Source organism: Gelidimonas denitrificans (assembly GCF_055694065.1).
The window spans coordinates 1,144,533-1,161,326 of sequence record NZ_CM146350.1; the positions used below are offsets into that span (position 1 = coordinate 1,144,533).

Consider the following 16,794-nt stretch of genomic DNA (forward strand, 5'->3'; position numbering starts at 1 on the left):
TAGAGACGTTGGCGCAGGAAAATTATCGGTTCGCCTGGCGCCATTTGATGTAAAGAGATGTTTAAATCATCGTCACAATATGGCCTCAACAATCAGGCTATCTTCAATTACTTACTTCACACTTACTTTGTGCGCAATCCTTGAATAGGAAAATTAATGCGCTGGCAGCAGCTAAGTGCAGATGCGCGGCGCAGCCGGGCCGAGATTTGGCGCTGATTTAATACTGTTCTGTGTAATTATTTATCGGCATTAAATGCGTGCGGTAAATGCACTATTATTGGCTATACTCCTATAGATTTCCTTATTCCATAAACCTGCTTCTTTTCTCTTTATTCATGTGCGGGCCGATCCTATGCGCCAGACCAAATCCTCCTTGACCGACAAAGAGCTTGCCAAGATGGCAGATTTAGAACCATTTTCCACCTTGGCGCAGGAACGGCTGCGGGAACTATTCGAGGCAGCCCAGCTGGTTTGCTTTGCCGCCGGCGCACCGATTTTTGATTCCCAGCTTCAGCACGGACAGCGCGGCATCCTGATTATTCGTCAGGGACGCGTGTCGGTGCGCAGCACCGCCATAGAAAATGGTGCCGGCGAACTGCTCGGTCCCGGCATGTTGCTGCCGCTCGATCTCGCTCTGCCGGGGCGGGAGACGGATGAGACCTATACCGCAGCCGAAGATTGCGTGTGCTGGTCGCTGGCGGCACCTTGCATTGCCGCGTTGCGGGCAGAGCCGGCGGTGCTGCGCTGGGCCATCGCCCAGTGCTGGCGCCATCACGAGCGGATGCTGCACGATATCGCGGCCGATATTGAATCAAACCGCATCGCCGCACAGATCAAGTTTCAGCCTTTGAGCAGCCTGATCAAGCACAGTCCATTGACTGTCGACGTATCAGATAGCGTCAGCCAGGCGATTGCACTCATGACCCAGCACCGCATCGGGTCGGTGATCGTGACCGATGCCGGGCGCGTGGCCGGCATACTGACCGAGTCCGATACGCTGCGACGGGTACTCGGGCCCGGCTTGGATCTGGCGCGTCCGGTCAGCACGGTAATGACGCCAGCGCCGGTATGTTTGCCTATGACCAGTTCGGTGGCGGAAGCGGCGCTTGCTATGGCCAGCCGCTCGATTCGTCACCTGCCGGTGGTGTCGGAAGATGGCGCGCTGGTTGGAGTAATTTCGGAGCGTGACCTGTTCGTGCTCCAGCGTACCGGTTTCGGCCATCTGGAAGCCCCGATCGAGCGGGCAACTTCGGTGGCAGCGTTGCGCAATGCGGTCGATAGCATCCGTACCACCTGCAGTGGTCTGTTTCGTTACGGCATGAGCGCCGAGCAGATCACGGCCATGGTCTCTGCGCTCAATGACCGGGTGCTGGTTCAGCTGATCCACATCGTCGGCGAGCCGGTGATGCAGGAGGGGCAAGAGGGGCAGCCAGCGCGCTATTGCTGGCTGGCCTTTGGATCGGAAGGGCGCCAGGAGCAGACCTTTTCCACCGATCAGGACAATGGCATCATTTTTGCGCCGCCGCCGGGCGCCGATGCAGCTGCAGTCACGGCGCTGCGCAACACATTGCTGCAGTTTGCGTCCACCGTCAATGTGGGGCTGGATGCCTGCGGCTTCCCTCTGTGCGAGGGCGACATCATGGCGCGCAATCCCAAGTGGTGCCTTACTTTCGATGAATGGAAGAGCCGTTTTGCCACATGGATTTGCACGTCCGACCGGCAAGCGTTATTGCTTTCAAGTATCTTCTTCGATTTGCGCCCCCTGTACGGGGATGCGGCACTGGCGGAAACCCTGCGCGACACTCTATTTGCGCTGTGTCGGGATAATCCCCTATTTCTGCATCTGATGGCCAAGAATGCGCTGGAAACCTCGGTTCCGCTGGGCGTGCTGTCGCGTTTTTCCACCGATGGCGGCAAGTTCGGAGGGACTATCGACCTGAAAAAACGTGCGGCCCGACTGTTTGTGGATATCGGCCGAATCTTTTCTCTGGCGCACGGTGTGCGCGCCACCAATACCGCCCAGCGCCTGCTGTTGGGCGGCGCCAGGGCGGGGCGAAAACCGGAGGCGATCGAGGCCGATGTCGCAGCCTTTCATTTCATCCAGACCATCCGCATACGCGGCCAGCTCAACCGTTCCGCGGACAGTCACGATGATCCTAACCGGATCAATCCCTATGCCTTGAACGAAATCGATCAGCGGGTTTTGATCGAAGCATTACGGCAGGTAAAGCTGTTGCAGGCGCGCTTGCGAGTTGACTATCAGATATGAGCCGGCCGGACTCTCCCTGATCCGGCGAATGGTCGGCGAGCCTGTCAGATGTTAATGCGACATCAGCACCGGCAATGTCATGGATTGCATCATGGTGCGGGTGGCGCCGCCAAGCATCGTTTCACGGAAGCGTGAATGACCGTAACCGCCCATGACGATCATGTCCACATGCATATCGCTGGCCAGGGATAACAGGCTGTTGCCAATATCGATGTTGCTAGCTTGTAGCGATACTTCGACCTTGACGCCGTGGCGGGCCAGGTACAGTGCGATATCGGCGCCGGGCTCGACGCCGTGGGTATCGGTCTTGGCGTCGTTGTTGAATATCACGACATGGACGATCTCGGCCCGTTTCAATAGCGGGATCGCATTGGTCACTGCGCGGGTGGCTTCCTTGCTGCCATCCCACGCGATCAGGATGCGTTTTCCGACTTTTTCAAAGTGTCCTGCATAAGGAATCACCAGCACCGGGCGCCCGCTATGGATCAACACATATTCCGGAAAATCTGACAGCACGGTGGGCGATGCTTGATCCGGATCGATTTGTCCAATCACCACCAGATCGCTGTAACGGGCCTGCAAGCAGATGCCGCCGGCAGCCTCGTCATCGATCACCCGCTGCTCGAATGAACTGACGCCGATTTTCTGAACCAGCGGCTCGAATTGCTGCAGCGCCAGGTTGGCGCGCTCCCTGAGAAACGCCATGTGCGAGATCAAGCCCGGATCGTTGTCGCTGATGGTCTGGTCCCGATACAGGTAACGGGATACGCCGGTCATCGCTGCGCCGATCAGGTGGGCATTTTCAGCCAGTGCGATTTCACTCGCAATCCGGATGCAATCTGCTGCGTGTTTTGACTCGTCGACGTGCACGAGAATGGTCTTGAACGACATGGCGTACTCCCTGGTTGATGTACAACTGAAAACAGTAATGTGGGCCGCTCCCGACAGGTTTGATCAATATCAATATTTTTAGCCGCAGTTGCGGAAGCGGTAGTGAATCAACTTTTGATATTGCTCAAACCACGATTCCCTCCAAGTACAAGAATATTCTTTCATGCGGTGGCCGGATTCTTTGTTTGCCGCAGAATGTCGCCCATGGTTTCTCATTAATTATCCAGGAGCACCATCATGCAAAACTCCGAAAACACTATGTTAGATTCCTGCAAAAACCAGTTGCATGCAACCCAGCAGCTGGCAGAAACAGTATTAACCTGCACCGAAAAAATCGATCAGGTAATTCTGAGTACAGCGCATGCGTTGTTCAATGAGCAAATGCGGCTTGCGCAGGCGCTGCTGACCAGTCGTGATATGAATCAGATTGCCCTGTTGCAATCGAGTTTTTTCATACACACGCCGGATTACATTAGCAAATCCCAGAAAGAGATGTTGCAAATATGTCAGGAAATGCAAAACAAGGTCGGAAAAAACATTGAACAGTACTTTGAACATGCCAGTAACGCACAATTCATGCCGATGCCCATGATGCCGATGCCAATGCCAATGGCGGGGAGTAAGGGCAGTGGTGACTTAATGAGGCCAATGAGCGATCTGTTTAATGTCTGGAGCACGGCCTTGAAGGAGGCGTCGACTCTTGCTACCCATAATATCGAGGTCGCTCGCACCAATTTTGAAAAAGTCAGCGACACCATCACGGAAGAAAAGAAAGCCGCAATCAAATTCGCAACCGTCCACGAAAAGCAGAAGTAAGAATTTTCCGGCGTCAGCGATGCGGGGTGTTAATAATGTTTTGCGCCACCGCATACTGCACCAGTTGCGCGAGCGAATCCATATGCATTTTGTGAAGCAAGTTGGTTTTGTGGGTGCTGATGGTTTTTACGCTTAAATGCAAGAATTTGGCAATTTCGGTAATCGATTTGCCATGCACCAGAAGATTGAAAACCTCGAATTCGCGGTTTGACAGCCGGTCGTGCGGCAATATCTCGTGCGGCTCCATGATTTCCAGCGCCAGTTGCTCGGCGACTTCGGCGCTTATGTAGGGGCGACCGGCCGCCACTTTTTCAATCGCACTGAGCAATTGCGTACCGGCGCTTTCCTTGGTCAGGTAACCGCGCGCTCCCGCCCGTATCGTGCGCACTGCATATTGCTCTTCTTCATGCATGGTGAGCACCAGAATCGGCAGTTTTGGCGCTTCGATCTTGATTTGCCGGATCAGTTCGACCCCGCTGCGCCCAGGCATCGAAAGATCCAGCAGCAGCAGGTCAAATCCGCCTTCCCTTACTTTTGCCAGAACTTCAAAGCCGTTAACGGCTTCGCCGACGACTTCGATATTTTCTGCGCCGTCCAGGATGCGTTTGAGGCCTTCACGCATGATGGTGTGATCGTCTGCAATGACTAAACGTATCATAGGTTTAACCATTCTTGAAAGGTAAGGTGATTCCTTGAGTGGACAGAAGCATTGATCTTAAGCCCGGGCGGAACGATGTTGTGAATGTAGCACTATTCATTCCGGGCCTATGGTGTTACGACTATCCTGCGATACAACACAATCATAATTATTCAGTCTAATCAAGCGGTGCTTGATTTGGTGCTTGATTTTCCCACCCGATATACCAGCACCGGGATCTTGCATAAGGAAAGCACTTTCGAGGTAACGCTGCCCAGAATCAGTTGCCCCCAACCGCCGCGTCCGTGGGACCCCATAAAAATCAGGTCGCACTGATTTTCCTGGGCTACGTGGACGATATTTTTCGCAGGAGTATCCGCAAACTCGATTAACCCGGTAAATTTCAGGCCGGCGGCCTCAGCCGATTTCTGTACCGTCTGCAAGTAGCTTTCCCCTGCCTGGCGCATTGATTCCTTATACTCTTCTTCAGACGGATAGCTGGGGGGAATGATTTCCACATAGATCGGATACTGGTAATCGGGGGCGACGTACACTCCCACCACTTCAGCATTCAATTGCCGGGCAAATTCCACACCGGCTTGTGCGGCAGTGTTGGAGAAGTCGGAACCATCAGTTGGAATCAAAATCTTTTGATACATATGGCCTCCTTGAAGAAATATATTCCGAAGTGTTAAAGGTGACAGGCTGCTTATGACTATGCTTTGCGAATGAACAAACTGCACTCCTGATAATTGCAAACAATTGCAAATTGGCAAAGGAAGTATAGGTGATTGTGGCAATGGTGGCTAGATTTACCTTGATGGTGCAGGGAGCTCCGGCAGCAGGCCGTCGCGCGACTCCGACTCGGGTAAGAATGCCTTGAAAAAATGGTGCATAAAGCTGAGAAAAACCAGCCAGCCGGCCCCAATAGTGGCGCTTGGCGTGACCTCATCTTGCTCCGCTGGGAGCAATTGCGTATTTCAATCTCTTCCAGAAAAGCATAAAAATACGAGAGTATGCTTTTTTTCAATGCCTTTCCCGCATTAAAATAATGCGGCATTAAAAATACAACTTGCAGTATGTTTCTATCTCAATACGAACTGCCCGTCGGATTCGATTGCTTGCCGGACTTTTCGACTGATCCTTTGAGTTTGTCGATCGCTGCGGTGAAAGATGTTTTCATGTCTTGCCAGGCGCTTGCGCTGGCGTTTTTGAGCGCGTTGAATTTCGTCTCAAGATCTTTGAGGTCCTGGTTGAAGCCCTGAATATCCGTTGTCAGCTTTTTTTTCAAAGCGGCGCTGGCGTCTTTCGCCTTGACTCCCAGTTCATCGACCTTGGCTCGCAACTGGTCGATTTCCTGGCGCGCCATCTGCAGCGTGGATTCGCGTTCGCTCTGGGTAGCCGTCGCTGCGCCGCTTGCTTGCGTTTGTGGTGCCGATGGTTCTGCCGTCCCCATTTTCGGCAGCGGTGTTTCAGCCTTTTCGCATCCTGCCAGCAAGCTCAGACTGGCCGTCAATGCAATTGCAATCACAGATAATCCGGTTCGTTTCATCTTGGGCCTCATCGGGAAAAAGAGAAAAGCGTGGGATGCCTGCAGCAAGGACGACGTACATCGGAGACCGGCCCAAGCTGCCGCATTTCACGCATTTCCAGCCTAATGCAAGAGCCTGCAGCTTGTCTGATAAAAATCAAATCGCCGCAATAAAAACCAGCCTTGCGCGCTCAGGCCGCTTCCGCATGCTCCACCATCAATTGCACCCGTGTCACGCCGTTGTATTCATTGGCGTCGAGCCGGAATGCAACGCGGGTCCGTTCCGGCAGCGCATCGGCGTGGCCGAACCAGATCGCATCGAAGCGCTGGCCGTTTTTTTCCAGCTGCAGTTTCAGGTGGCGCTCCTTCAGCACGCGCTGGCTGACGATGCGGAATTCGTCGCAAAACAGCGGCGGCGCGAAACCTTGGCCCCACACCTGGCCATCCATGACTTCGATAAACTGGGTGGTGAAATACGCGTCTTCCAGCGCGCCGTCGGTTTCGATGATGCGCTCCAGTTGATGCGCGCCGAGCCAGCTTTGTCCGACGGCCTCGAACGCTTTTGAAAACGCCGGCAACGCATCGGCGCGGATCGTCAAGCCGGCCGCCATCGCATGGCCGCCGAATTTTTCGATCAGGGTCGGGGCTTGCTTGGACACCAGATCGAGCGCGTCGCGCAGATGGAAGCCCGGGATCGAACGGCCCGAACCCTTGATCAATCCTGCGCCGCCGGGCGCGAAGGTGATAGTCGGGCGGTAAAACTTGTCTTTCAGGCGCGAGGCGACGATCCCGATCACGCCCTGGTGCCAGCTTTCATCGAACACGGTGATGGTAGTGCTGTCCTGCGGCGCGAAGTCGTCCAGATGCAGCAGCGCGGCGTCCTGCATGTCGGCTTCTATCGCACGCCGTTCGATATTGATTTCATTGAGCTGTTGCGCAATCGCCCAGGCCCGGCCTTCGTCGTCGGTGCTCAGGCATTCGATGCCGAGAGACATGTCGGCCAGCCGTCCGGCCGCGTTCAGCCGCGGCCCGAGCGCAAAGCCGAGATCGAACGGCGTGGCGCGCCGGGCTTCGCGCCCGGCAGCGCGAAACAGCGCCGCCACGCCGGCGTGCATGCGGCCGGCGCGCATGCGCTTCAAGCCCTGCGCCACCAGAATCCGGTTATTTGCATCGAGTTTGACCACGTCGGCCACCGTGCCGAGCGCCACCAGGTCGAGCAGGGAATCGAGCTTGGGCTGGGTCTGGGCATCGAATACGCCGCGCTGGCGCATTTCGGCCCGCAGCGCCAGCAGCACGTAAAACATCACGCCCACGCCGGCCAGGTTCTTGCTGGGGAAACCGCATTCAGGCTGGTTCGGGTTGACGATCACACGCGCATTCGGCAGCGTGTCGCCCGGCAAGTGATGGTCGGTAACCACCACTTCGACGCCGCGCCGGTTGGCTTCCTCCACGCCGTCGATGCTGGCGATGCCGTTATCGACGGTGACGATGATGTCGGGCGATTTTTCGCGGATGGTCAAATCGACGATTTCGGGCGTCAGTCCATAGCCGTATTCGAACCGGTTCGGCACGATGAAGTCGACTTGTGCGCCTAAAGCACGCAAGCCGCGCAAGCCTACCGCGCAGGCAGTGGCGCCGTCGCAGTCGTAATCGGCGACGATCACCAGCTTTTTGTGCGCGGCAATCGCATCGGCCAGAAATGCCGCCGCTTCATTAATGTGCAGCAAGCCGCCGGGCGCCATCAATGATTTCAATTCGCTGGATAGTTCGTGCATTTCGGTCAGGCCGCGCGCCGCATACACGCGCGCCAACACCGGATGGACGCCGCTCTGGCGCAGCATTTCGGAAGCGCGGAAAGAATAAGGACGGGTGGTGATTTGGGTCATGGTGTGTCTTTTTTAACTGATGTTACGGATTGTCCACGAAAGACACGAACAGGCGTTCAGAGTGCGATGAGTTCGGTAAAAATAAGGAGTATCGTAATTTTCATGGCAATTCCCGCATATATTTATTGCGGCTTTGAAATATACTCAACACATTGATGGAAATGCGTTGAGTCCTTGCCTTAACTTGGTGCTTATTCCGCACTATTTTTTCGTGCCTTTCGTGGACATCATTTTTGCCATGATGAACCTGCGTAGCGCCGCTTACCGGAGTTTATTCAGCGTCGGCTGCAACCAAAACCGCCGCAACGCCATTCTGCTGGTGCGGTAACCGCGCAATTCTTTGTTGTGGTTCAGAATCAGCGCAATGCTGCTGATTTGACCGGACTTCAACGCGTCCAGCAGCGGCGCGAACCAGTGTGATTCCAGTTCCTGTACTTGCGCCAACCAGCGCCCCCAGTCGCCGGCCAGAGCTGCTTCCAGCAGCGCGTCGAGCACCAGCAAGCCCTGTTGCGGCGCAGCCGAAATCAGTTGCCCGGCGGTCATGTCGCGGGTCTGGCCCAGCGCGCCCATCCACTTGGGCAAGTTGATCGCGGCGGTATAAGAAGGGTGCGCCGAAGAGTGCGCCGGGGTTTGCTCCGACAGCATGGCGGTTGGCGTGCCGCCCCACAGCCAGAGCGAATTGACCGGCTTCTGACCGCGCATTTCACGCGCTTGATTGATCGCATGATCGTGCCAATGCATCTGGACTTCATTTTGCAGCTTGCGCCAGTCGCGCTCAAAGGGGCCTTTCGGCATCCAGATATCGATATTGTGGCCGCAGGCCGCGTCCGGCGTAGAAGTGCGCAACGCATTCCAGGCATCGGCGCGCATGAACCAGGTGTGTGCATCGCCATAGCGCAGCGACATCCCAACTTCCGTAAATAGCGGTTCGGCCAAGTCGAACAGGGCGCGGGACTCCTGCTCGGAAATCGCTAACTGCCGCTGATCCATCAGCACCAGATGGTCGCGCGTGACATGAATGTGGACCGGGTGCAGCAGAAACCAGACGCCGTCATCCGGACTCAGGCCGAACATTTTCATCGCCGCCGCCGCCACCGGCGGACTGCCGCCCTGCGCCAAGTGCGCAGCCAGCCCGAATTGCTGCGCCAGCCAGGCTTCGTGCGGCAAGGCGTTGGCAAAGCCGTCGAAAGTCTGCCATTGCGGCGCTTGCGGCACGATTTTGGCGCGTCCAAGCAGGGTGGCTAACGCCGGGGTTTTTAATTGCCTGATCAGGTCAGGCGCCAGTTCAGGCGGCGGCAGGCCGAACGGCAGCAGGATTTCAATATGACTCATGCCGCGATTGTAGGACAAAAAGCGCATATTAATCCCGCAGCTTCTCAGCAAACGGCAAGCGTCATGTGCCCGCATGATGTTGGTTTTTCATCGAACTTTCTTGTTGCTCGCGGAGAGTCGCAGTAATCTACCCGCACTAATAATTGCCATGCAGAGTCGACCATGCCGGAAGAATGTTTATATAAAATTAAGAAAGCGGATTGAGCGCTATGATTGCTTCGATCGTATCCATCGCTTTGGGCGCAGCGCTTGGCGCGTTGCTGCGCTGGAGGCTGGGGCTGGCATTGAATGCAATCTGGCCGAATTTGCCGCTCGGCACTTTGGTGGCAAACTTGGTCGGCGGCTTGCTGATTGGTATTGCGAGCGAAGTTTTGATCAGCCGGAGCGCCATTCCGCCCGAGTGGCGGCTGGCCATCATTACCGGTTTTCTGGGCGGTTTAACCACGTTTTCAACCTTTTCGCTGGAAGTCAGCACGCAACTGCAGCAGGGCAGAATCGCCAATGCCGGGATTGAAATAATGGTCCATGTGGTGGGTTCGGTGCTGCTGACAATCGTCGGCATCGTGATTGCGCAACAAGTGCTGCGCGCCTGATTCGGCCTGATTCAAGGAGAATTGCATGACCGGTTATCAACTGACATTCTTTACCCAGCAAGGCCGCCGCCATGGCCATGTGCCGCTGGCCGAATAGCTGATGGCGCTGGTGCAGTCGATGCAAATTCGAGGAGCAACCCTGCGCACCGCGCAGGAAGGCATCGACAGCCATCACCGGCTGCATTCCGCCCATTTTTTCGAGCTGGCCGATCAACCGGTCGAGGTCACCATGGTGGTTTCCGAAGAAGAGTCGGAAAAATTGTTTGCGCTTCTGAATGCGGAGCCGGGCCTGCATCTTTTTTACGCCAAAACCGCGGTTGAATTCGGCACCATCGGAGCGTAGGAGCACGGCATGCCGTGCCGTACCCATACAACCACGGCATGCCGTGCCCCACGGACATCGCCCGGCCAATTGGCTTGGCGCGGATTGAAACAAACGATAAATACCGCAAACGTTATAACGTATCATTCTGCATCGCCCTGCCAATTGGCTGGGCGCGGATTGAAACAAACAAAAAAAACAAACAAACGGGAATTACACATTGAGTATCTTAAAAAACCTGCCGTTTGAATGGCTGGTCGGCTTGCGCTATACCCGCGCCGGACGACGCAGCGGGCGCAATAGTTTCATTTCCTTTATTTCACTGATTTCGATGGCCGGCATCGCGCTCGGCGTGGCGGCGCTGATTGTGGTGCTGTCGGTGATGAACGGCTTTCAGAAGGATGTGCGCGACCGGATGCTGTCGGTGCTGGCGCATATCGAAGTATTTGACGCCAGCGGCGCCATGACCGACTGGCAGGGCACCGCCAGGCAAGCGATGCAGGATAAGGAAGTCATCGGTGCCGCGCCGTATGTAGCCACGCAAGCGATGCTCACGCGCGACGATATCCTGCGCGGGGTCGTTATCCGCGGCGTGTTGCCGCAACAGGAACGGGCGGTGTCGGATGTCGCCAATCAGGTGCGCCAGGGCAACTTCGATGATTTGAAGGCGGGCGAATTCAACGTGGTGCTGGGCGGCGAACTGGCGCGCGCGCTGCATGTGGAAATTGGTGAAAAAGTGACGATGCTGGCGCCGCAAGGACAGGTGACGCCGGCCGGCGTGCTGCCGCGGCTGAAGCAATTCACCGTGACCGGCATCTTCGAGGCGGGGCATTTTGAATACGATTCGACGCTGGCGTTCATCCATCTGGAAGACGCGCAAAAGATGTTCCGGCTGGCAGCGCCGTCCGGCCTGCGCCTGAAAATCAGCGACATGCAGCGCGCGCCGCAAGTGGCGCAGGATTTGTCGAAACTCCTTTCCGGCGACTTGATCATCAGCGACTGGTCGAAGCAAAACCGCAACTGGTTTGCCGCGGTACAGACGGAAAAACGCATGATGTTCATCATCCTGACCCTGATCATCGCAGTGGCCGCCTTCAATCTGGTGTCGACCCTGGTGATGACGGTGACCGACAAGCAGGCCGATATTGCGATTTTGCGCACGCTGGGCGCGTCGCCGGGTTCGATCATGAAAATATTCATGATTCAGGGCGCGCTGGTCGGCTTGCTCGGCACCGGAATCGGCGTCTTCCTGGGCATTCTGGTGGCGCTGAATGTCGATGTGATCGTGCCAGTTATCGAGCATCTGCTGGGCGTGCAGTTTTTGCCCAAGGATATTTACCTGATTTCCTCGCTGCCGTCCGATTTGCGCTGGCCCGATGTCTACACCATAGGTTGCGTGGCGGTGGTGCTGGCTTTCCTCGCCACTTTATACCCGAGCTGGCGCGCCGCGCGCGTGCGCCCGGCGGAGGCTTTACGCTATGAATGATCTTAATACCCATCTCCGGGAGCACTCGTTGCCGCCGCTGATCCAACCCGTCGTATTGTCGTGCCGTGGTCTGTCCAAAAAATTCGTCCAGGGTGCATATTCGGTCGATGTGCTGTCCGGCATCGACCTCGATGTGCGCAAGGGCGAGCGGGTGGCGATTGTCGGTGCGTCCGGTTCCGGCAAATCGACCTTGCTGCATTTGCTGGGCGGCCTCGATACGCCGACCTCGGGCCGAGTATCTTTGCTGGGGCGCGATTTTGCCAGCCTGAACGAAAAAACGCGCGGCGATGTGCGCAATACCGCACTCGGTTTTGTGTACCAGTTCCACCATTTGCTGCCGGAATTCTCGGCGCTCGATAATGTCGCGATGCCGCTGCTGATCCGGCGTCTCAGGCGCAGCGATGCGCAGCAACAGGCGGCAGCGATCCTGACGCGGGTTGGATTGGGGCACCGCGTCACGCATGTGCCGGGTGAATTGTCCGGCGGCGAGCGGCAGCGGGTTGCGCTGGCGCGCGCGCTGGTGACGCAGCCGGCTTGCGTGCTGGCCGACGAGCCGACCGGCAACCTTGACCGCAAGACTGCACATCAGATTTTTGATCTGATGCTGGAATTGTCGAGTACGCTCGGCACCGCCTTCATCATCGTGACGCACGATATCGAACTGGCGCGGCGTTGCGACCGCGTGCTGCGTCTGGCCGAAAATGGCTTGCAGCCCTATGTTGAACAAGTTGAACAAGTTGGGCATATCGAGCATGTGGATTGACAGCCATTGCCACCTGGACGCGCACGAATTTGGCGCCGACGGTGGCTTGGCGGGCGCATCAGTGGCGCAAAAGGCGGCGCAATTGGGCGTCGACTGGATTGTCATTCCGGCGGTGGAGTCTGCCAATTTCGCGGCGGTTGCCGCCTTAGCGCACAGCCAGCCCAATTGCGCGTATGCGCTGGGGATTCATCCGATCTTCGTGCCGCAGGCGCAACAGGCCGATTTAGACGGTTTGCGCCAGAGCGTGGCGGCTGCAATGCAGGATCCGCGCCTGGTCGCAATCGGTGAAATCGGACTCGATTTCTTTGTGCCCGACCTGAAAACTGCGGCCATGGCTGAAAAGCAGACCTATTTCTACCGCGAACAATTGAAAATCGCCCGCGACTTTGGGCTGTCGGTGCTGTTGCATGTGCGGCGCTCGCAGGATTTGATACTCAAGCAGTTGCGCATAATTGCTGTTCCCGGGGGCATCGCGCATGCATTCAACGGCAGCATGCAGCAAGCGCAAGCTTTCATTAATCTCGGCTTCAAGCTGGGCTTTGGCGGCGCGATGACTTTCCCGCGTGCATTGCAGGTTCGCCGTCTGGCCGTGGCGCTGCCGCTGGAATCTATCGTGCTGGAAACCGATGCGCCGGACATTTCGCCGGCATGGCTGCACCCGGCGCGCAACAGCCCGGAACAGTTGCCGCAGATCGGCGCGCACCTGGCCGAGCTGCGCGGGCAAGCGGCCAGCCATGTCGCCAGCGTTACCTCCGCCAATGTCGCGGCGGTGCTGCCGAGATTGGCAGCGCTGGCAGCCGTCAACGTTCAAAATTTTCGATAGCATTATAAAAAATGGCAGAGTATGCCGATAAATTGCCTATTTTCCGCATATGTACAATGCGGAATTTAAAAATACGCAATCCAGTATGTTAAATATTCAGTTTCCCATATAAATATCCATGCGTAGCGCCATCATCGGTTTTGTGATCGGTATTGTCTGGCTGCAAAACCAGCCGGCGTTGCCGACTTTGGCGCTTACGTTGCTGTTGCTGGCGGCGGCAGCGATGCTCGGCATGGCTGCGCGGCGCTGGCTGCGGCCAGTTTTGCGGCCGGCTTTGCTGCTGGTCTGCGGTGCCGCGCTGGGTTTTGTCTGGGCCGGGCTGCTGGCGCAGCAGCGTCTGGCGCATGCGTTGCCGGACGATTGGGAAGGGCGCGACGTGACGCTGATCGGCACCATCGACAGCCTGCCTTACCGCTTCGATCAGGGCGTGCGCTTCAATCTGGCGCTGGAGCAGATGGTGGCTTTGCAGCCGGACGGCAGCACGTTAATAGTCCCCGACTTGCCGCCCGATTTCCCGCCTAAAATCGCCTTGTCCTGGTATGCGATGCCGGCAGCGGATGTGGTGCCGGCGATTGAGCCCGGTGAGCGCTGGCAACTCACGGTGCGGCTGCAAAAGCCGCACGGCAATGCCAATCCCGACGGTTTTGATTATGAAGTTTGGCTGCTGGAGCAGAATCTGCGCGCCACCGGTTATGTACGGCCAGATGCGCAAGCGATGCTGAAGAACCGGCGCTTGTCCAGTTTTGTGTTTGGCTTCGGCAATCTGGTCGAATACTGCCGCGCCGGTTTGCGCGAACGCATTTATGCCGCATTGCCCGAGCATGAATATGCCTACGCCGGCGTGATTGTCGCGCTGGTGGTCGGCGACCAGCGCGGGATCAATCAAAGCGACTGGAAAGTATTCAACCGCAGCGGCATCGGCCACCTGATTTCAATTTCCGGCCTTCACATCACGATGGTGGCCGGCTTGTTTGCTGCATTGGCGCAATGGCTATGGCGGCGCTCATTTTTTACCAATGCCGAGCTGCCTTTGCTGCTGCCAGCGCAAAAAGTCGCAGCCTTAAGCGGGGCCGTGATTGCGCTGCTGTATGTGCTGCTGGCCGGTTTCGGGGTGCCGGCGCAGCGCACTTTATACATGTTGACGGTGGTGGCAGTTGCGCTCTGGTGCGGTCGCCTAACCAGCGTTTCGCACGTGCTCTGCACTGCATTGCTGGTGGTGGTTGTGCTCGATCCTTGGGCAGTGCTTTGGCCCGGATATTGGCTGTCATTCGGCGCGGTGGCGACCATCCTGTATGCCAGCGTCGGGCGCGCCCAGCCGCAGCGCCATCTGACGGAGATGCCCGACAGAATGACGCGCTGGCGTCAGATTCTGACATCCGCCGCCCATACCCAGTACGTGGTGACGCTGGGTCTGGTGCCGATGACGATGCTGCTGTTTGGCCAGGTGTCGCTGGTCAGCCCGGTGGCCAACGCGGTCGCGATTCCACTGGTCGGTTTGCTGGTGACGCCGCTGGCCTTGTTGGGCAGCGTGCTGCCGGCACCATTATCGGACTGGATTTTGGTCGTCGCGCATGCGCTGGTGGCGTGGCTGGCGGACGGGTTGCAGTGGCTGGCCGGTTTACCGTGGGCGGTCTGGTCGGCGCCGCTGCCGTCCTGGTGGATTTTCCTGTTCGTCTTGCTGGGAGCCGTATGGTTGCTGGCGCCGCGCGGCTGGCCGCTGCGTTGGCTGGGTCTGGCGGGCTGGCTGCCGCTGGTGCTGAACAGCCCGACCCAGCCGCAGCCGGGCCAGATGTGGGTGACGGCTTTCGATGTCGGCCAGGGCATGGCCTTGCTGGTGGAAACAAAGCAGCACCGGCTGCTGTACGACACCGGTGCGTATTATTCGCCGCAATCGAATGGCGGCAACCGCGTCATCTTGCCGTACCTGAAAGCGCGCGGTATTGCGACACTGGATGGATTGGTCGTGAGCCACAACGACAGCGATCACTCCGGCGGCGCGCTGTCGATTCTGGACGAGATCAAAGTCGGCCAGGTCTGGTCTTCGTTGGCGCTGGCAAGCCCAATTGTCGCTGCGTCGCCGCGCCATCAGCATTGCGTGGCAGGGCAATCGTGGCAGTGGGATGGGGTCCGGTTCGAAATGCTGCACCCGCAAGCTTTGATCCTGGATAACCCGAAACAGAAGCCGAATACGCTCAGTTGCACCCTGAAAATCAGCGCCGGCGGCCTTTCGATCCTGCTGCCGGGCGATATCGAGGCGGCGCAAGAATCCGAGTTGCTGGGCAGTAACCGCGACGCATTGCGTGCTAATGTGCTGCTGGCGCCGCATCATGGCAGCGGCACTTCGTCGACCGTGGCTTTCCTGGATGCAGTCCGGCCGGATCTGGCGCTGTTTCAGGTCGGCTACCGCAACCGTTATCGGCATCCGAAGCTAGAAGTGTTCGAGCGTTATGGCGCAATGGGAATACAGCGCCTGCGCAACGATGCATCCGGCGCAATCACTTTACAATTCGATCAGACAGTACACATTTCCGAATATCGCAGCAGCCATGCCCGCTACTGGTATGGGCGCTGAAACAAAAAATATAATGACAACCAAACCACTACTCCATTTCGCCCACGCAAACAGTTACCCGGCCGGCACTTATCGCGTATTTTTCCAGCATCTGCAACAGCATTACCGGGTTCAGGCGCTCGACATGCATGCCCACAACCCGAAATATCCAGTCAAAAACGGCTGGCGCGCGCTGAAACAGGAATTGATCGACGACATGGCGGCGCGTTATACCAAACCGGTGATTCTGGCCGGCCATTCGCTGGGCGGGATGCTGAGTCTGATGGCGGCCAAGGATCGGCCCGATCTGGTGCGTTGTGTGGTGTTGCTGGATTCGCCAGTGGTGGCGGGATGGCGCGCATTGCTGTTGCGGGTCGCCAAATCGACCGGCCAGGATTTAAAATTTTCGCCGGCCAGGCTGTCAATCAAGCGCCGCAACGTGTGGCCCGATACCGACGCCGCATTTGCGCATTTCGCCGCCAAGAAGATGTTTGCGGTTTGGCCGCCGCAAGTGTTGCACGACTACCTCGACAGTGGGCTGGTGCCGCATCCGGATGGCGTGACCCTGCGCTTTACGCGTGAGATCGAGACCGCCGTCTATCGCAGCCTGCCGCATCATCTCGGCATAATTGTGCGGACACCGTTCCCGGTGCCGGTCGGGTTTGTCGGCGGCACCGATTCAGTCGAGTGCCGGCAAGCCGGTATGGCTGCAACCCGGCGTCTGGTCGGACGGCATAACCGGAAAATCCCGGGCGGCCATCTGTTTCCGATGGAGTCGCCGGTGCTGGCCGCCAGCGCCCTGCACGACATGATCCGGTCGCTTTTACCGTCGCGGGGGTAAACCTTGCTACGCACTCGTCCGCGAAAGACACGAAAAGCACGGAAGAATGGAAT

Annotated in this window: 15 protein-coding genes; 9 read left to right on the forward strand and 6 right to left on the reverse strand. The window is 57.3% G+C overall.

Going from position 1 to position 16,794, the window contains the following annotated elements; genetic code table 11:
• The first annotated feature begins 352 nt into the window (after nucleotides 1–352).
• Entirely contained in the window at nucleotides 353–2,269 is a 1,917-nt protein-coding gene (locus FKCLFG_RS05370) for a DUF294 nucleotidyltransferase-like domain-containing protein (RefSeq protein WP_472615198.1), read from the forward strand.
• A 51-nt stretch (nucleotides 2,270–2,320) separates the two neighbouring features.
• Here the strand turns inward: FKCLFG_RS05370 and FKCLFG_RS05375 are convergent, their stop codons facing one another.
• The gene (locus tag FKCLFG_RS05375; protein WP_472615199.1) at nucleotides 2,321–3,160 is read right to left on the reverse strand and encodes a universal stress protein; all 840 of its coding nucleotides are present in this window, start codon (nucleotides 3,158–3,160) and stop codon (nucleotides 2,321–2,323) included.
• Between the two features lie 237 nt (nucleotides 3,161–3,397).
• Here FKCLFG_RS05375 and FKCLFG_RS05380 point away from each other — a divergent pair, with 237 nt between their 5' ends.
• Entirely contained in the window at nucleotides 3,398–3,976 is a 579-nt protein-coding gene (locus FKCLFG_RS05380; protein WP_472615200.1) for a phasin family protein, read from the forward strand.
• 13 nt (nucleotides 3,977–3,989) lie between these two features.
• Here the strand turns inward: FKCLFG_RS05380 and FKCLFG_RS05385 are convergent, their stop codons facing one another.
• From FKCLFG_RS05385 to FKCLFG_RS05405, 5 genes are all read right to left on the reverse strand, one after another.
• Nucleotides 3,990–4,634, reverse strand: coding sequence for a response regulator (locus FKCLFG_RS05385; RefSeq protein WP_472615201.1), 645 nt, complete (start codon nucleotides 4,632–4,634; stop codon nucleotides 3,990–3,992).
• 161 nt (nucleotides 4,635–4,795) lie between these two features.
• Nucleotides 4,796–5,272, reverse strand: a complete 477-nt coding sequence (locus tag FKCLFG_RS05390; protein ID WP_472615202.1) for a universal stress protein — start codon at nucleotides 5,270–5,272, stop codon at nucleotides 4,796–4,798.
• 431 nt (nucleotides 5,273–5,703) lie between these two features.
• Nucleotides 5,704–6,165 (reverse strand): sll1863 family stress response protein, encoded by a 462-nt coding sequence (locus FKCLFG_RS05395; protein WP_472615203.1) that lies wholly within the window; start codon nucleotides 6,163–6,165, stop codon nucleotides 5,704–5,706.
• A gap of 170 nt (nucleotides 6,166–6,335) precedes the next feature.
• Nucleotides 6,336–8,030, reverse strand: coding sequence for a single-stranded-DNA-specific exonuclease RecJ (gene recJ / locus FKCLFG_RS05400; RefSeq protein WP_472615204.1), 1,695 nt, complete (start codon nucleotides 8,028–8,030; stop codon nucleotides 6,336–6,338).
• A gap of 261 nt (nucleotides 8,031–8,291) precedes the next feature.
• A complete protein-coding gene (locus FKCLFG_RS05405; protein WP_472615205.1) occupies nucleotides 8,292–9,362 on the reverse strand; it encodes a hypothetical protein in 1,071 nt (356 codons plus the stop codon).
• A 209-nt stretch (nucleotides 9,363–9,571) separates the two neighbouring features.
• Here FKCLFG_RS05405 and crcB point away from each other — a divergent pair, with 209 nt between their 5' ends.
• From crcB to FKCLFG_RS05440, 7 genes are all read left to right on the forward strand, one after another.
• Nucleotides 9,572–9,955 carry a fluoride efflux transporter CrcB gene (crcB, locus tag FKCLFG_RS05410; protein WP_472615206.1) on the forward strand — a complete coding sequence of 128 codons (384 nt, stop codon included), beginning with the start codon at nucleotides 9,572–9,574 and terminating at the stop codon, nucleotides 9,953–9,955.
• 100 nt (nucleotides 9,956–10,055) lie between these two features.
• Entirely contained in the window at nucleotides 10,056–10,298 is a 243-nt protein-coding gene (locus FKCLFG_RS05415; RefSeq protein WP_472615207.1) for a DUF190 domain-containing protein, read from the forward strand.
• Between the two features lie 199 nt (nucleotides 10,299–10,497).
• Nucleotides 10,498–11,763: a lipoprotein-releasing ABC transporter permease subunit gene (locus FKCLFG_RS05420; RefSeq protein WP_472615208.1), complete on the forward strand. Its 1,266-nt coding sequence runs from the start codon at nucleotides 10,498–10,500 to the stop codon at nucleotides 11,761–11,763.
• Entirely contained in the window at nucleotides 11,756–12,526 is a 771-nt protein-coding gene (gene lolD / locus FKCLFG_RS05425) for a lipoprotein-releasing ABC transporter ATP-binding protein LolD (RefSeq protein WP_472615209.1), read from the forward strand. The genes FKCLFG_RS05420 and lolD overlap by 8 nt, the downstream gene beginning before the upstream one ends.
• Nucleotides 12,516–13,349 (forward strand): TatD family hydrolase, encoded by an 834-nt coding sequence (locus tag FKCLFG_RS05430; protein WP_472615796.1) that lies wholly within the window; start codon nucleotides 12,516–12,518, stop codon nucleotides 13,347–13,349. The genes lolD and FKCLFG_RS05430 overlap by 11 nt, the downstream gene beginning before the upstream one ends.
• A 118-nt stretch (nucleotides 13,350–13,467) precedes the next feature.
• Nucleotides 13,468–15,921, forward strand: a complete 2,454-nt coding sequence (locus tag FKCLFG_RS05435; protein WP_472615210.1) for a DNA internalization-related competence protein ComEC/Rec2 — start codon at nucleotides 13,468–13,470, stop codon at nucleotides 15,919–15,921.
• A gap of 13 nt (nucleotides 15,922–15,934) precedes the next feature.
• A complete protein-coding gene (locus tag FKCLFG_RS05440) occupies nucleotides 15,935–16,741 on the forward strand; it encodes an alpha/beta hydrolase (protein WP_472615211.1) in 807 nt (268 codons plus the stop codon).
• Nucleotides 16,742–16,794 lie beyond the last annotated feature (53 nt).

Coding starts and splice junctions, on each gene's coding strand:
- FKCLFG_RS05370 (WP_472615198.1), top strand. CDS start 353: ATGCGCCAGACCAAATCCTCCTTGACCGACAAAGAGCTTGCCAAGATG.
- FKCLFG_RS05375 (WP_472615199.1), bottom strand. CDS start 3,160: ATGTCGTTCAAGACCATTCTCGTGCACGTCGACGAGTCAAAACACGCA.
- FKCLFG_RS05380 (WP_472615200.1), top strand. CDS start 3,398: ATGCAAAACTCCGAAAACACTATGTTAGATTCCTGCAAAAACCAGTTG.
- FKCLFG_RS05385 (WP_472615201.1), bottom strand. CDS start 4,634: ATGATACGTTTAGTCATTGCAGACGATCACACCATCATGCGTGAAGGC.
- FKCLFG_RS05390 (WP_472615202.1), bottom strand. CDS start 5,272: ATGTATCAAAAGATTTTGATTCCAACTGATGGTTCCGACTTCTCCAAC.
- FKCLFG_RS05395 (WP_472615203.1), bottom strand. CDS start 6,165: ATGAAACGAACCGGATTATCTGTGATTGCAATTGCATTGACGGCCAGT.
- recJ (WP_472615204.1), bottom strand. CDS start 8,030: ATGACCCAAATCACCACCCGTCCTTATTCTTTCCGCGCTTCCGAAATG.
- FKCLFG_RS05405 (WP_472615205.1), bottom strand. CDS start 9,362: ATGAGTCATATTGAAATCCTGCTGCCGTTCGGCCTGCCGCCGCCTGAA.
- crcB (WP_472615206.1), top strand. CDS start 9,572: ATGATTGCTTCGATCGTATCCATCGCTTTGGGCGCAGCGCTTGGCGCG.
- FKCLFG_RS05415 (WP_472615207.1), top strand. CDS start 10,056: ATGGCGCTGGTGCAGTCGATGCAAATTCGAGGAGCAACCCTGCGCACC.
- lolD (WP_472615209.1), top strand. CDS start 11,756: ATGAATGATCTTAATACCCATCTCCGGGAGCACTCGTTGCCGCCGCTG.
- FKCLFG_RS05430 (WP_472615796.1), top strand. CDS start 12,516: ATGTGGATTGACAGCCATTGCCACCTGGACGCGCACGAATTTGGCGCC.
- FKCLFG_RS05435 (WP_472615210.1), top strand. CDS start 13,468: ATGCGTAGCGCCATCATCGGTTTTGTGATCGGTATTGTCTGGCTGCAA.
- FKCLFG_RS05440 (WP_472615211.1), top strand. CDS start 15,935: ATGACAACCAAACCACTACTCCATTTCGCCCACGCAAACAGTTACCCG.